The sequence below is a fragment of the Microbacterium sp. B35-30 genome (genome assembly GCF_010634855.1).
Taxonomy (GTDB): Bacteria; Actinomycetota; Actinomycetes; order Actinomycetales; family Microbacteriaceae; genus Microbacterium.
On sequence record NZ_MWLQ01000026.1, the window covers coordinates 137,496 to 152,486 of the forward strand.

General features: G+C 69.3%; 15 protein-coding genes. 11 read left to right on the forward strand and 4 right to left on the reverse strand.

The features are described 5' to 3' along the window. Window positions 1–40 precede the first annotated feature (40 nt). The 11 genes from B2K11_RS14835 to B2K11_RS14880 all read left to right on the forward strand — a co-directional run bounded on the left by B2K11_RS14835 (window position 41) and on the right by B2K11_RS14880 (window position 10,674). Entirely contained in the window at window positions 41–1,354 is a 1,314-nt protein-coding gene (locus B2K11_RS14835) for an NAD(P)-binding domain-containing protein (RefSeq protein ID WP_163619240.1), read from the forward strand. Next, window positions 1,354–1,866 carry a GNAT family N-acetyltransferase gene (locus tag B2K11_RS14840; RefSeq protein WP_204260149.1) on the forward strand — a complete coding sequence of 171 codons (513 nt, stop codon included), beginning with the start codon at window positions 1,354–1,356 and terminating at the stop codon, window positions 1,864–1,866. The genes B2K11_RS14835 and B2K11_RS14840 overlap by 1 nt, the downstream gene beginning before the upstream one ends. Window positions 1,867–2,029: 163 nt before the next feature. Then, window positions 2,030–3,049 carry a glycosyltransferase family 4 protein gene (locus B2K11_RS14845; protein WP_163619242.1) on the forward strand — a complete coding sequence of 340 codons (1,020 nt, stop codon included), beginning with the start codon at window positions 2,030–2,032 and terminating at the stop codon, window positions 3,047–3,049. 153 nt (window positions 3,050–3,202) lie between these two features. Then, window positions 3,203–4,336: a glycosyltransferase gene (locus tag B2K11_RS14850; protein ID WP_204260146.1), complete on the forward strand. Its 1,134-nt coding sequence runs from the start codon at window positions 3,203–3,205 to the stop codon at window positions 4,334–4,336. Then, a complete protein-coding gene (locus tag B2K11_RS14855; RefSeq protein WP_163619244.1) occupies window positions 4,333–5,379 on the forward strand; it encodes a glycosyltransferase in 1,047 nt (348 codons plus the stop codon). The genes B2K11_RS14850 and B2K11_RS14855 overlap by 4 nt, the downstream gene beginning before the upstream one ends. After that, on the forward strand, window positions 5,376–6,833 hold the full coding sequence (locus B2K11_RS14860; RefSeq protein ID WP_204260147.1) for a glycosylase: 1,458 nt from the start codon (window positions 5,376–5,378) through the stop codon (window positions 6,831–6,833). The genes B2K11_RS14855 and B2K11_RS14860 overlap by 4 nt, the downstream gene beginning before the upstream one ends. A 66-nt stretch (window positions 6,834–6,899) precedes the next feature. Then, the gene (locus B2K11_RS20495; protein ID WP_204260148.1) at window positions 6,900–7,070 is read left to right on the forward strand and encodes a hypothetical protein; all 171 of its coding nucleotides are present in this window, start codon (window positions 6,900–6,902) and stop codon (window positions 7,068–7,070) included. Between the two features lie 68 nt (window positions 7,071–7,138). Then, window positions 7,139–8,038, forward strand: coding sequence for a metalloregulator ArsR/SmtB family transcription factor (locus B2K11_RS14865; RefSeq protein WP_239526085.1), 900 nt, complete (start codon window positions 7,139–7,141; stop codon window positions 8,036–8,038). A 44-nt stretch (window positions 8,039–8,082) separates the two neighbouring features. Then, entirely contained in the window at window positions 8,083–8,499 is a 417-nt protein-coding gene (locus tag B2K11_RS14870) for an arsenate reductase ArsC (RefSeq protein WP_239526086.1), read from the forward strand. 32 nt (window positions 8,500–8,531) lie between these two features. After that, complete coding sequence (locus B2K11_RS14875; RefSeq protein ID WP_345770785.1) at window positions 8,532–9,137, forward strand: arsenate reductase ArsC; 606 nt, start codon at window positions 8,532–8,534, stop codon at window positions 9,135–9,137. Between the two features lie 163 nt (window positions 9,138–9,300). Beyond that, on the forward strand, window positions 9,301–10,674 hold the full coding sequence (locus B2K11_RS14880) for a serine/threonine-protein kinase (RefSeq protein ID WP_163619249.1): 1,374 nt from the start codon (window positions 9,301–9,303) through the stop codon (window positions 10,672–10,674). A 104-nt stretch (window positions 10,675–10,778) separates the two neighbouring features. Here B2K11_RS14880 and B2K11_RS14885 read toward each other — a convergent pair whose 3' ends face one another. The 4 genes from B2K11_RS14885 to B2K11_RS14900 form a co-directional block, all read right to left on the reverse strand. After that, window positions 10,779–12,182: a diguanylate cyclase gene (locus B2K11_RS14885; protein ID WP_239526088.1), complete on the reverse strand. Its 1,404-nt coding sequence runs from the start codon at window positions 12,180–12,182 to the stop codon at window positions 10,779–10,781. Next, a complete protein-coding gene (locus B2K11_RS14890; protein ID WP_163619251.1) occupies window positions 12,179–12,991 on the reverse strand; it encodes an alpha/beta hydrolase in 813 nt (270 codons plus the stop codon). The genes B2K11_RS14885 and B2K11_RS14890 overlap by 4 nt, the downstream gene beginning before the upstream one ends. Before the next feature lie 264 nt (window positions 12,992–13,255). Further along, window positions 13,256–14,521 (reverse strand): peptidoglycan-binding protein, encoded by a 1,266-nt coding sequence (locus B2K11_RS14895; protein WP_239526091.1) that lies wholly within the window; start codon window positions 14,519–14,521, stop codon window positions 13,256–13,258. Between the two features lie 203 nt (window positions 14,522–14,724). Next, entirely contained in the window at window positions 14,725–14,979 is a 255-nt protein-coding gene (locus B2K11_RS14900) for a hypothetical protein (protein WP_163619015.1), read from the reverse strand. Window positions 14,980–14,991: the final 12 nt, after the last annotated feature.

Consider the following 14,991-nt stretch of genomic DNA (forward strand, 5'->3'; position numbering starts at 1 on the left):
AATCAGTATCGACGTTCATCGATATCCGTTGGAGGATGCTGTGACTCTGCTTGATCTGACACCTCGCGTGGTCGAAGCCGATCGGCTTTCGACGCTTCCCGTCGCCATCATCGGCGCCGGCCCGATCGGCCTGGCGGCCGCCGCGAACCTCGTCGAACGCGGCATCGACTTCGTCGTCTTCGAAGCGGGCGCGGAGGCCGCGGCCAGTGTGCGTGGGTGGGGGCACACCCGCCTCTTCTCGCCCTGGAAGCACCTGGTGGATCCGGCATCCCGTCGCCTGCTGGAAAGGAGCGGGTGGGAGCTCCCCGATCCGGAGCGCGCTCCGAGTGGCGCCGAGCTGGTCGAGAAGTACGTGGCGCCCCTGTCCGAGGTCGACGAGATCGCCGCGCGTGTGCGCCTCGGCGTCGAGGTGATCGGTGTCACGCGTGAGGGCATGGACCGCACGCGGACGCGGTCGCGCGCGGCCACTCCGTTCTCCGTGCGCATCCGCACCGGGGACGGCGAGGTCGAAGACGTTCCCGCCCGCGCCGTCATCGACGCCTCCGGAACCTATCTCTCGCCCAACTCGCTCTCGTCGAGCGGGCTGGAGCTGCTCGGCATGACCGAGATCACGGATGCCGTCACCCCGGCGCTGCCTGACGTCCTCGGACGGGACCGCGCCACGTTCGCGGGCCGCCACACGACGGTCGTCGGTGCCGGTCACTCCGCCGCCAACACCCTCCTCGCGCTCGCCGAACTCGCCCGGGAGGAACCCGGCACCACCATCACGTGGCTGATCCGCAACGCGCAAGCGGTCCGCGTGTCCTCCTCCGCCGATGACGAGCTCGCAGACCGCGCGCGCCTGGGCAGCAGAGTCGATCGGGCCGTCGCGGACGGCCGGATCACCGTGCTCGACGGCTTCGAGATCATCCGCGGCCGTCGCGCCGCGGGTGGCGTCGAGCTGGTGGGGCACCGCCACGGCGAGGTCGTTGTCCACGCCACCGACGTGGTGGTCAACGCCACGGGATTCCGCCCCAACCTCGACATCCTTCGGGAGATCCGGCTGGAGCTCGACGAGATCGTCGAGGCGCCCCGACGGCTCGCGCCGCTCATCGATCCGAACGTCCATTCGTGCGGGACTGTCGAGCCGCATGGCTTCCGCGAGCTGACCCACCCCGAGCAGGGGTTCTTCATCGTCGGCATGAAGTCCTACGGCCGTGCGCCGACCTTCCTGCTGGCGACGGGTTACGAGCAGGTGCGCTCGGTGACCGCCTGGCTGGCGGGCGACACGGCATCCGCCTCGAACGTGGAGCTGGTCCTCCCTGCGACAGGCGTCTGCTCGACCGACGCCGGCAACGGGGGTGGATGCTGTTGATGATCGGTGTGCGCGAGATGACGCCGGCGGATTGGCCGGCAGTCGAGGCGATCTACGCACAGGGGATCCAGGACGGTGAGGCGACGTTCGAGACGGCTACGCCGGCGTGGGAGGCGTTCGATGCGGGCAGGCTTCCCGACCTGCGGTTCGTGGCCGTCGATGCGGACGGCATCGTGCTGGGCTGGATCGCGGGTTCGGCGGTCTCGTCGCGTCCGGCGTATCGCGGCGTGGTGGAGCACTCGGTGTACATCGACCGCGGTGCGCGCGGCCGGGGCATCGGCCGGATCCTGCTGGACGCGTTCATCGCCGCCGCCGAAGCGGCGGGCGTCTGGACGATCCAGTCGAGCATCTTCCCCGAGAACGGCGCGAGCCTGCGCCTTCATGAGGTCACCGGATTCCGGGTCGTCGGCCGACGCGAGCGGATCGCCCGTTCCGGAGCCGGCCCGCACGCCGGTGCGTGGCGGGACACGCTGCTCATCGAGCGTCGGAGCGCTGCGGTCGAGAGTGAGTGACGATGGATGACGCGGCGATGCGTCGCTACCCCAGCGGGCACGGACGCGGGCGATCGACCGCTCGTGCCTCGTTTCGCCGATTCCGCGCACGGGCGTAGCCTCGGCTCATGATCGAGGCCGGAGGTGGCATGGATCCCGCACACGCCGCCGCCGAGCAGTGACCATGAAGATCGCCATGCTCGGACCGATCGCGTGGCGCACGCCGCCGCGTCACTACGGGCCGTGGGAACGGGTCACCAGCCTCTTGACCGAGGGGCTGGTGCGCAGGGGCGTCGACGTCACACTGTTCGCGACCGCCGACTCCGAGACGTCGGCGACGCTCGACTTCGTGGCACCGCACGGCTACGCCGAGGATCCGCAGATGGATGGCCGGGTGTGGGAGGCGCTGCATGTCGCCCGTGCGATGGAGCGGTCCGCCGAGTTCGACATCGTCCACAACCAGCTCGATTGGCTGCCGCTCGCGTTCGGTGCGCAGTGGGCGGCGCCGATGGTGACGACGATCCACGGCTTCTCGGGAGCGGCGATCCTGCCCGCGTACGAACGGTCGGCATCCGCCTTCGTCTCGATCTCGGATGCCGACCGCTCGCCGGCCCTCGAATACGTCGCGACGGTCCACCACGGCATCGACATGGCCGAACTCGACAGCTCGGCGTCGACCGGCGACGACCTCGTCGTCTTCGGGCGCATACACCCCGACAAGGGCATCGCCGACGCGATCGAGATCGCCGCACGCGCTGGGCGTCGGCTGGTGATCTGCGGGATCGTGCAGGATGCCGCGTACTTCGCGCAGCGGATCGAGCCCCACGTCGACGGCGACAGCGTCGTGTACCGCGGATCGGTGGGCCCGGACGAGCGGGCAGACGTGCTCACTTCTGCCGCGGTGCTGCTGCATCCCATCCACTTCGACGAGCCGTTCGGGCTGTCGGTCGTGGAGGCCATGGCGTGCGGGACGCCCGTCGTGGCGTACCGGCGCGGATCCATGCCCGAGGTCATCGATGAAGGCGTCACCGGCTTCGTCGTCGACGATGTGGCCGCGGCCGCCGACCGCGTCGCCGCTGCGGGGGCGCTCGATCGGCGCGCCGTCCGCGCGAGGGCCCGCGAGCGGTTCGACGTCGAGCGAATGGTGGACGGCTACCTCGAGGTCTACGACAGGGTCCTCGCTTCGCCCCGGAGTCCCACATGAGGGTGGTGTAGGGTGCGAACCAAAGCGCGGCCATGTTCACCGGTCGCGTAAACCGGACCGCGGCGACGCTGGCGTAGTTCCACGAGGGATGCCGTCGGCAGACGTCTCGAGTCCTCGGGGTCGATCGACACCGGGCCGATAGAGATGGTCATCATGACCCGATTCGGTTTCCTCTCCACCTATCCGCCCACCCGCTGCGGTCTGGCCACGTTCACCGAGGCTCTGGCCGGTGCGCTCGCTGTGGGCGAGCCGCACACGCCCACGATCGTTCGAGTGCTCGACGTCATGGACAGCCGTCGGGGTGCCGAAGAGATCGGCCGGATCCCGAGCACGGTCGAGCTGGTTGCACGCAATCGGGTGACCATGCGCGCGGCCGTCCGTGCGCTCGATGAGTGCGACGTCGCGATCGTCCAGCATGAGTACGGGATCTACGGCGGCCCGGACGGCGACGAGATCATCCCGTTGCTCCGGTCGCTGAACACACCGGCGATCGTCGTGCTGCACACGGTGCTCACCGCACCGACCGCCCATCAGCGGGTCGTCCTCGACACGGTGTGCAAGCTGGCCGCGATCGTCGTCGTGATGACCGACAACGCCAGTGAGATCCTGATGCGCACCTACAGCGTCAAGCGATCCAAGGTCCGCGTCATCCCGCACGGCGTGCCGGTGTCACGTGGGGCCCATGTGACGAAGGACGGCGGGCCGAAGCGCGTCCTCACGTGGGGGCTCCTCTCGCCCGGCAAGGGGATCGAGTGGGGCATCCGCGCCTCGGCCAGGTTGCAGGATGCCGGCGCCCCGGTGGAGTACGTCATCGCCGGTCAGACACACCCCAAGGTGCTCGCCCGTGAGGGCGAGCGCTACCGCGAAACGCTGCAGCGGCTGATCGACGAACTCGACCTCACCGACGTCGTCACACTCGACGACCGTTACCTCGACGACGCCCAGCTCGCCGAGCACGTCGCCCGAGCCGACGTCGTCCTGCTGCCTTACGACTCGCGTGACCAGGCGACGTCCGGCGTGCTGATCGAGGCCGTGGCTGCGGGAGTGCCCGTCGTGGCGACAGGCTTCCCGCACGCCGTCGAGCTGCTGAGCAGGGGAGCGGGCATGATCGCCCGGCATCAAGACCCGCAGTCGATGGCAGAGGCCCTCCGAACGATCCTCGGGGCGGAAGCGACGGCGCGGCAGATGCACGACGCTGCGCTGCGCGACACGCAGGATGCCTCGTGGCCGGCGGTTGCCGAGCAGTACCGCGCACTGGCCGACCGTATGGTGGCGATCGCGGCATGACCGGTCACGACAGCCACCGCGACGCGTCCGGCGCGCCGACCTTCGCCCACCTCCTGGCCATGTCGGACGGTCACGGCCTCTTCGAGCACGCGTTCCTGGATGAGCCCCGCCGGAATCACGGCTACTGCGTCGACGATGTCGCTCGCGCTCTCGTCGTTCTGCTGCGTGAGCCGGAGCGCACCCCGGAACTGGAGCGGCTGGTCAGCACGTATCTCCGATTCCTGGAGGCCTCAGTCGACGTCGACGGCCGGGTGCACAACCGCATGGATGCCGGTGGCACGTGGACAGACGATGCCGGGCTCGGCGATTGGTGGGGTCGCGCGGTGCGCGCGCTCGGCGCGGCATCCGTCGATCTTCCGACTGCCTCCGATCGCTCGCGCGCCCGGATCGCGTTCCACCGCGCCGCGTCCTCGAGATCACCGCACGGGCGGGCGATGGCGTTCGCGACTCTGGGAGCGGTGGACGTGCTCAGCGCCGACCCCGACGATCTCTCCGCTCGCGCCTTGCTGCTGGACGGGGTCGCTTCGATCGGAGTCCCGTCCGACCCCCGCTGGCCCTGGCCCGAGCAGCGCCTGCGCTACGCCAATGCGGCGCTCCCCGAAGCCCTCCTCGCCGGGGGTGCGGCCATGGACGACCCTCGGGTTGTGGCTCGCGGACTCGCGATGCTGCGGTTCCTGGTCTCTGTGGAGACACGTGACGGCCACCTGTCGGTCACGGGTGTCGGAGGCCGCGGCCCCGCGCAGAGGTCGGTGCAGTTCGATCAGCAGCCCATCGAGGTGGCGGCCATCGCGGATGCGTGCGCCCGTGCCTTCGACCTCACCGCGGACCCTTCGTGGCGGGACGGAGTCGCGGCGGCGTGGGCGTGGTTCACGGGCGACAACGACGCCCTCACGCCCATGATCGATCGAGAGTCGGGAGCGGGCTTCGACGGACTGGAAGCAAGTGGGCGCAACGAGAACCGAGGGGCGGAATCCACACTCGCGGCCCTCGGCACGTACCAGCAGGCGGCGCGCCTCGGGGTGCTGGAACGGGTGGCGCCGTGACGATCCGCGAGCATCCTGCGGGCCTCGATCACGATCCGGCCCGTGTCGTGGCACGGTTCTTCCTCCCGGGCGAGGGACTGCGCTCGTCGCACTCGCGCGTCGCGCAGATCATCGCCCGAGTGCTCGCGGGACCGGCCGCCCTGACGGAGCGGATGGCGGCCGACGTCGTCCGGGAGCTCTCGGCCAGGCACGCTGGTGTCGCAGAACTCCTGGCCGCGAATGCTCGAGCTGTCGCCAGCCGCATCGTGGGCCACGCGGCTCTCACGGATGCTCAGGGAGCCGTGCTGGGGGCTGCCTTCACAGCGGAGTATGCCGTCGAAGGGGCGGCTCTCTGCAACCCCAGCGCCGTTGAGCATCCCTCGCAGGACGGGCTCGGTCCGAACGAACTGCGGGTGGCCATCGCCTTGCGCTGCATCGGAGAAGGGCACGTCTCGTCCATCGGGTTCGCCGAAGCAGTGATCGATGCCGATGGTGGCTGGACGTTCGAGGGGCGCTCGACGCCCCTGACGCTTCCCCACGTGCGGGCCGCCGAGTGGTCGCGACAGCACTTCGGCCGCGCGCTCGAGCATGAAGGCCACCTCACCGACCTGGCCAGCGCGGTGCTCAGCAATCTTCCCGAAAGGTTCAGCGTGGCCGAGCTGGAGTACGCCCTCCTCGAGCTGCCGGACCAGCTCTCGACCCGTCCCGACAGTCGCTGGCCGACGCAGGCGATGCGCGACATGGCGGCGTCCGCATACCGGGCCGATTTCCCGTCCGCCACGCCGCTGAGCGGACGGATGCTCCTGCCCGTCGATGCCGAGGAGAACCGCGGCATGGAAGACGCGCGGTTCGTTCGCTTCACCGGTGCCGACGGCGTCACCGGCTATCGCGCGACCTACACGGCGTACGACGGACGCGACATCGCGCCTCGCCTGATCACATCGCCGGATCTCGGCGAGTTCACCATCCACCGCCTGACCGGCAGTGGAGCCCACAACAAGGGGATGGCGCTCTTCCCCCGCCTCGTCGGGGGTCTCCACCTCGCCCTCAGCCGCACCGACGGTGAGAACATCTCCCTCGCGACGTCGGTCGACGGCGTCATCTGGGACGATGCCGGCATCATCCATCGACCTACCGAACTGTGGGAGCTCGTCCAGCTCGGAAACTGCGGAGCGCCGATCGAGACCGAGAGCGGATGGCTTGTCCTCACACACGGCGTAGGGCCGTTGCGCACCTACTCGCTCGGAGCGATCCTGCTCGACCTCGATGACCCGTCTCTGGTGGTGGGACGGCTGCGCGAACCGCTCCTGCAGCCGGCCCGCATGCTGCGGGACGGGTACGTCCCGCGGGTCGTGTACTCGTGCGGCGCCATCGCACATCGGGGAACGCTGTGGATTCCCGTGGGCGTCGGGGACGACCGCATCCGGGTCTTCTCGGTCGGGATCGATGAAGTGATCGCCTCCCTCCGTCCGTGAGCGCCTCCACGGCGCCGGGCGACCGCCCACCCACACGCGTGGGAGAGGCAGGAGTAGCCTGAGGGCATGCTGACGGTGATCGTGATCCTCCTCGTGGCCTGGGCGATCCTCGCGGTCGTGGGGTTCGCTCTCGAGGGACTGTTGTGGCTGGGCATCATCGGCGTCATCCTCTTCGTCGGCACCCTGATCTTCGGTTTCGTGCGACGCGCGGCAGGCCGCCGCAACAGCAGCCCCTGACCGACGGTCAGGGATCTGCGTGGCCGGGGCCGACCTGCCGGACCATGCCGCCGGATAGACTGCTGTCTATGGATCCGATGGGGAGCCTCACGTCGCTGGGCGATCCGACGCGTGCTCGCATCCTCCGGCTGATCCGCGAGTCCGAGGATGGGAAAGCACTGGTGAGTCGAATCGCCGATGCGCTGGAGCTCCGGCAGCCGACCATCAGTCACCATATGAAGTCGTTGCGCGACGAGGGCATCGTCGTCCGTGAGCCTGATGGGCGTCGGGTCTGGTACTCGATCGCTCCGGATTATGCGGCCCGTGTCGACGCCCTTCTCGGCGATGGGGCACGGCCGGCGCCGGACCCCGACCTGGGGCGGATCGCAACGGATCTCACCCTCAGATATCGCGGCGTCTTCGGTCCGGAGACCGTTCGCGCCAAGGTCGTGGAGAGCTACGAGCTGCTGGCCGGCCGGTCGCAGTCGCCGATGCTGGCTAGTCGGACGGCCGCGTTCGCCGCGGCTCGACTCGACGCTCTGAAGCGGTCTCAGGGGAAGCCGGGCGCCGTGCCCTCCGTCCTGTTCGTCTGCGTGCAGAACGCCGGTCGATCGCAGATCGCGGCCGGGATCCTTCGCCAGCTCGCCGGTGATCGAGTGCTGGTGAGGACGGCCGGGTCCGAGCCGGCAGGAGATGTGCGCAGCGCCATCGTGGGCGCCCTCGATGAGATCGGCGTCTCGCTCGGGGACGAGTTCCCCAAACCCCTGACCGACGAAGCGGTGCGCGCGGCGGACGTCGTCGTCACGATGGGGTGCGGCGACGCCTGCCCGATCTACCCCGGCCGGCGCTACGTCGACTGGGAGCTGGACGATCCGGTCGGCAAGTCGCCCGCTCAGATTCGCGTGATCAGGGACGACATCGACGGGCGAGTGCGCACGCTGCTCCAAGAACTCGTCGCCGAGCGTTCATCTGCCGGCCTCACCGAATGAATAGATGGTGGTCTATGCTTCTTGCAAGAGAAAGCGAGGCCACCGTGACCGAGAAGCCCACCGTCCTGTTCGTCTGCGTGCACAACGCCGGCCGCTCCCAGATGGCCGCCGGCTACCTCAGCGCCCTCGGCGGCGACGACGTCGAGGTGCTGTCCGCAGGATCCGCGCCCAAGGATGCCATCAACCCGGTCGCCGTCGAGGCGATGGCGGAGGAGGGGATCGACATCGCGGGCAACACCCCCAAAGTGCTCACCGTCGACGCCGTCCGGGAATCCGATGTCGTGATCACGATGGGCTGCGGTGACGCCTGCCCGATCTTCCCGGGCAAGCGCTACGAGGACTGGGAACTGGACGACCCGGCGGGCCAGGGCATCGAGGCGGTGCGCCCGATCCGCGACGAGATCCGTGGTCGGGTGGAAGCGCTCCTCACCGAGATCCTGCCCGCGCGCGGTGCCGCATGACAGGCGGCGCGCAGGGAGTGCTTCTCTCACCAGTGCCGGTTCTGCACCGCGCCGCGGAACGTCTCGCGCAGCAGTTCACCGGCATGGTCAATGAGGAGACGGTCGAGCGGGTCGTCTTCGAGTCGTACACCGCGCTGGCCCGTACCGCGATCGTGAAGACTCATCTGGCCAGCCTCGCCGAGAAGTTCGCGCACGACCGCCTCACCGCGCTCGCACAGTCCAAGGGGCTGATCGCGAAGCGTGTGCCGGAAGTGCTGTTCGTGTGTGTTCAGAACTCCGGCAGGTCGCAGATGGCGGCCGCGCTGACCCGGCAGATCGCCGGTGAGCGCGTCCACGTGCGCTCCGCCGGCTCCCAGCCTGGCGAACGGATTCTGCCGCACGTCGCCCTCGTTCTCGGCGAGATCGGCCTCGACGTGACCGACGAGTTCCCGAAGCCACTGACCGACGACGTGGTGCGCGCCGCGGACGCCGTCGTCACCATGGGGTGCGGCGACGCGTGTCCGCTGTACCCCGGCAAGCGCTACCTCGACTGGAACCTGGACGATCCATCCACCCTCGACCTGGATGGCGTCCGTCGTGTGCGAGACGACATCCGCGACCGGGTTGAACAGCTCGTCGGCGAGCTCCTGCCCAGCTGATCGCGCACCGCTCCGCTCCGACGCGAGGTCGGCAGGGCATGCGGCCCGTCGTTGACCCGACGCGATCGCCGTCTGCGGCGGATGTGTCAAGGGAGCGCGTGGCGACCGGAGATCGACTAGTTTCGCTGATGCCCGCGTTCCGCGTTGCGCGGTGGGAGGAACGATGACAACCGACGACAGCCAGGAGGCGGCCGCGTTGCTGGATGGCCGATATCGGCTGGGTGAGTGCGTCGGCGAGGGCGGCATGGCGCGGGTCTACCGTGCGGAGGATGTCGTCCTCGGTCGGACGGTGGCGATCAAGCTCATCCGCCCCGGTGTCGACGGAGCCTCGTCGGAGCGGGCTCGCAGTGAGATGACCGTCCTCGCCTCGCTCAATCATCCGTCTCTCGTGACGCTGTTCGACGCTCGCCTGGTACCGGGCCAGCCGGAGTACCTCGTGATGGAGTTCGTCGATGGGCCCACGCTCAGTTCTCGGCTCGCGGCGGGTGGGCCGCTGCGGCCCGATGCGGTGGCGCACCTGGGCGCCGAGCTCGCGGAGGCGCTGCACGTCGTGCATCAGGCCGGTGTCGTCCATCGCGACATCAAGCCTTCCAACGTCCTGCTGAGTCCGGCTCAGCTTCCGGGCTCCCGTCCGCGCGCGAAGCTCGCAGATTTCGGCATCGCCTATCTGCTCGATGCGTCGCGACTGACGTCGCCGGGACTGGTGGTCGGGACCGTCGCCTATCTCGCTCCCGAGCAGATCCGTGGCGGCGAGCCCGCTCCGGCGTCTGACATCTACTCACTCGGCCTCGTGCTCCTGGAGGCGCTCACCGGCGAGCGAGCCCATCCTCACGGCGGTGGGATGGCCGCTGCGGTGGCGCGCGTCGAGAACCCGCCGGCGATTCCCCCGATGCTGCATTCCCGCTGGCGTGACCTCCTCATGCGCATGATGGACGCCGAGCCGCAGAGCCGGCCGACTGCGGCCGAGGTGGCGGCCGCGGCGGGCGCGCTCACCGATCCGGCCGGCGCGGTCGCTGTGCCGGCGCCCGCCACCGACGTCACGGTACCGCTCACCGCTGCCACGCTGGTCGCGCCCGCGGCGGGGGTGCTCGCGGGTGGTGCGGCGGCCACCGCTGGCGCCCCGCCCCCGCCGGCCGCACCGGCGGAGAATGGCACGCCCGTGCGCGGCGGTCGGCCGGCACGTCTGATGGCCATGATCGGCGGCGCACTCGCCGCCGTTGCTGTGGGGATCGCGGTGGTCATCGGTGCGACTGCGCCGGGCGGGCGGCAGGACACGCCTGCGCCCGTGCCCGCTGTCACCGACCCGTCCGATTCTCCGCCGCCGGCGGACGACACCGGCAACGACACCGTCGTCGATGACCCCGGCATGACCAAGGAAGAGCGCAAAGCGGCCGAAGAAGCTCGGAAGGAGGCTGAGGAAGCGCAGAAGAAGCTGGAGGAGGAGCAGCGCAAACAGGCCGAGGAGGAGCAGAAGCGCCTCGAGGACCAGCAGAAGCAGGACGACGACGAACAAGGCGACGAACAAGGCGACGACTGACCGCCGCCACTCACCGCGCCCAATCTGTAGGGCGTGCGGCTCCACCGCCGTCCCGCTGCCGCTCGGCCCCGACTCTCACGGGTTCGGACGCGCTCCGCGGTCCCTTACGTCGTATCGTGGTCCGGGCTCGGTGGGAGTGGGGCCTCGAAACTGAAGCGGTTCTTGCCGGCACCCTTCGACTCGTACATCGCACGGTCGGCGCGCACGAGCAGCTGCTCGGGTGTGGGGTGGGGGTGCGCCCCGGGGCGGAACATCGAGACGCCGACGCTGACGGACGCGGAGATCTGCCCCGCCGCGATCATGATGGGCTCGTTGGTGAGACGGAGGATGCGCTCGGCGATGGCGGTCGCCGCATCCTGATCCGCGTTCGCGCAGATGGCGACGAATTCGTCGCCGCCGATCCGTCCCACCACGTCCTCGGAGCGCACTCCGGCGCTCAGTCTGACAGCCAATTCCACGAGGATCATGTCGCCGACGGCGTGGCCGAACCGGTCGTTGATCGACTTGAACTCGTCGACATCGAGGAACAGGACGGCGAGTGGTTCGTTGCGCGCGGATGCCGCTTCCAGGGCATCGGCGAGGCTCTGCTCGAGAAGCTGTCGGTTGGCGACGCCGGTGAGCTGGTCGTGGAGGGCCAGGAACGCCAGTCGGCGCTGCAACCTCACGCGCACCAGCGTCTGCGAGGCTTGGCGCCCCAGCGCCTTCTGCAGGGCGAAGAACTGGTCGTCGAACCGCCGGGCACGCCCGAAGAAGCAGACCAGGATTCCCAGCCGCCGACGGTCGTCCAGCAGGGGCATCACGCTGACCGCCGCCAGCCGTGTCGCGCGCAACGCGACGGCGAGCTCGGGGAATTCGCCGGCGGCGGTCTCTTCGTCGACGACGACGACGTCCGGACTGTTGCGCAGGCTGACGATCGGCGGAACCAGGCCGGCGAGCGGGTTGGTGCCGCCGACCAGAGTGAGTTCGCCGTCGTCGTCGAGCAGCAGCACTCCGGCGTCGCGCGCGGCGAACGCGGTTCTGGCGACCTCGGCGAAGGAGTGCGCGACGTCCTCGTCGCTCGCGCTGACACCGAACGTGCGCGACACCTCTTGCAGCACCCGCACCTGCGCCTCGGACGATTCAGCCGCCCGCCGCGCGTGCAGGAGATCCCGCTCGTACTCGATGCGCCCGGACGCATTGAACACCGCGATCCGGATCATCTCCGCCGCCGCGTCGCGGATCGAGTTGATCAGAACGTGCAGCGGGGTGCCGTCGGCGCGGAGCATCGTGAGCGCGACCTCGTTGAGCCGACCTTGCAAGGGCAATGCCTGCGCGTGCCTGGTCTCGTAGAACAGCTGGCTACCCGGATCCAGGAGCGACGCGAACGATCGGCCCTCGACCTGCGCCGCGCTGTAGCCCGACCAGTCGAGCATCGTGCCGTTCGCCTCGAGGATCAGACCGTCGAGCGAGGTGGCGATCAGGCCGCAGGGCGCGTTGTGGAACCACCCGGGGTCGCTGGTAGGCGTCACTCGAGGTACCCGCGAATCTGAGCGACCACCTCATCGGGTGCGGACAGGATCGGCACGTGCCCGGTGGCCTCCAGCACCGACAGGGTGCTGCCCTCGATCGCCGCGTGCATGTATCGCCCGACCTCGAGGGGAGCGATCGCGTCCGCGCTGCACTGCAACACCAGCGTCGGCACGGTCACCAGCGGAAGGTCGGCGCGATTGTCGGAGAGGAAGGTGACGTGGGCGAAGTGCCTCGCGATCTCCGGATCGATGGCGCAGAAGCTCGCCGTGAGCTGATCGCCCAGCTCGGGCCGCTGCGGATTCCCCATGATGACGGGGGCGATGGTGCGGGACCAGCCCAGGTAATTGCTGTCGAGGGAGTCCAGCAGCGACGTGATGTCGCCGGGCTCGAACCCGCCGCGATACGAGCCGTCGTTCACGTACCGCGGTGACGGACCGACGAGCACCAGCGCGCCGAAACGTGACGGGTCGCGGTTCGCGGCCAGGATGCCGATCATCGCGCTGACGGAGTGTCCGACGAACACCACATCCGTCACGTTCAGCGTGTCGAGGATCTCGAGGACGTCCTCGGCGTAGCCGTGCAGCGAGTCGTACTTGCCCGGATCATAGGCCGACAGATCCGATTCGCCCGCGCCGACATGGTCGAACAGGATCACCCTGTGGTCCGCCTCGAAGTGCGGAGCGACGAGATCCCACGTCGCCTGACTGCACCCGAATCCATGCGCGAAGATCATGGCGCGGCCGCCGGCGGCGCCGGAAACCGTCACGTTGTTGCGCTGCAGCGCATCGCGCGTACCGAGGACCGACATGTGTGCTCCAGGTCCGTGTCGCCGTCGCGCCGGAAGGACGCGCCCAGCAGAATCGTAGACGCTTGCCCGTCGAACAGCCGCTTCGGTGTGCGACGAACTGCGTCCGGAGATCGAATCGGGGAGCGCCGTGAAACACGCGGACCGCAGGCCGACACTCGTTGTTCATGGCAGTCCGACCGGCCAGGGCGGCACAGCCTCGAGAAGTGACATCCGCAGGATTCGCTGCGGTCAGCCCGGTCTGCGCACGCTGAAAGGAGTGCGAGGCTACTGCTCGGTGGAGTTCGAGGGCGTCGGAGCAGGGCTTTCAACTGGCTCTGCTGGTGCGAGGCCCTCGATGGCCTGCCGCAAGGCGCTGACAGTGGCGGCGTCCACGGCGCCGGTGGGCTCCACGCCCAGCTCGATCTGGAACGCCTTCACCGCTTCGGTCAAGGCCGGGGTCCACACGCCGTCTACTGGTCCATCCCAGAAGCCGGCCAGCTTGAGGGTCTGCTGGACCGCTGCGGTGGTCGCGATCGACTCCTGCGCCGCGGCGCCACCGAGCGCCAGCAGCTCCGCCTGGAGGGCGGCGGAGGTCGCAGCGTCCACGGAGCCGGTGACCGGCAGCCCATTCGCTTCTTGCAGCGCTTCGACCGCTCCGACCGTCTCGGGGCCGTACACTCCGTCGATTGCACCCGAGTAGTAACCGGCGTCAGCAAGGTCTTGCTGCAACGCGGTCGTGTACGCACTCACCGAGGCCTGAGCGTGCACCGCTTGCTCATCGGGGATGCACCCGGCATCGGCGAACAGGCGCAGCCAGGCGAACTCGAGCGCGACGACGGCGCTGTTGAACCGCTCGGAGGCGTCTGCCAACGGTGTGTCGTCGGTGATCGCACCCTGCGCGGCCGCGAACTCCGATTCCGCCTGCTCCACCCGATCGACGGTCGCGGCCGGTGCCAGCGGAGCCGCGGTCGCTTGCGGTGTTGCGGGTGAGCTGGGCGTGGCTGAGGCGCTCGCCTTCACCTGCTCGAGCGCCTCCCGCGCCTCCGCCAATTCCTGCTCTGCGTCCACCACCTGCTGCTGGGCATCGACGGCCGCCTCGGCGCCCTCGAACGCGTCGTCCCGTGGGTCCGCGAGATCGGCCCCGGCCGCCCTGACATCGCCGACGGTGGGCGCTGTCTCATTGAGCACGTCCCCGTACCGATCGAGCGCCAGAATGTACGTGTTGCTCGCGTTGCAGAAACTCGCCGATGCGCTGGTCAGCTGTGTCTGGGCCTCAGCCAACGCCTTCTCCTTGGCGGCGACCCTCGACTCCGCCCGGTCGAGGCTGGTGGTCTCAGACGCGCAACCGGCGAGACCGATTGCCAGAATCGCCACACCCATCACGAACCCACGACGAAGACTCCGCCGCTGCGTGGTCTCGATTTTCACAGCAGCCTCCATTGAAGCGGTCGGTCGCATCTGGCCGCTTGCGCCGCGGCGGCGAACGTGGACTATCCCTGTCGCGGACCCGAAAGACTCGCCGAGTTCAGACGATATCAGTGAGTCCGCCACGCGCCTCAGTCTCTTCGTGTGATCGCAGCCCGCGGCGCCGATCGCATCTCGGGGGCCTATCGCGACAGCCATCTGCGATGCCAACATGAGTGGTTGATGGCGTGGATGCGCATGAACCTGACGCGCCCCTGGCGCAGGACTTTCCTGTGCGCCGCCGCCAGCGCGCCCCTCCTCCTCCTCCTCCTACTCCTCGGCGCCGACAGTCAGGCGACGGCTTCCCCGCCTTCCGCGAACGGGGCCGCGCAGATATCGCTCACCGTTCCCGGCGCGCCCGCTCCCTCGCCCACGCCCACGCCGACGCCGACTGTCGAACCGACGCCGACGCCGGCACCGGCGCCGACGCCGACGCCGACAGCGCCGGGCCCGGCTCCCACGCCCACGCCGACGGTCGAGCCCACTGCTTCTCCCGATCCGACGCACGTTCCCTCCGCAACCGCGACGCCGGAGCCGACGGTCACCTCTCAGCCGAC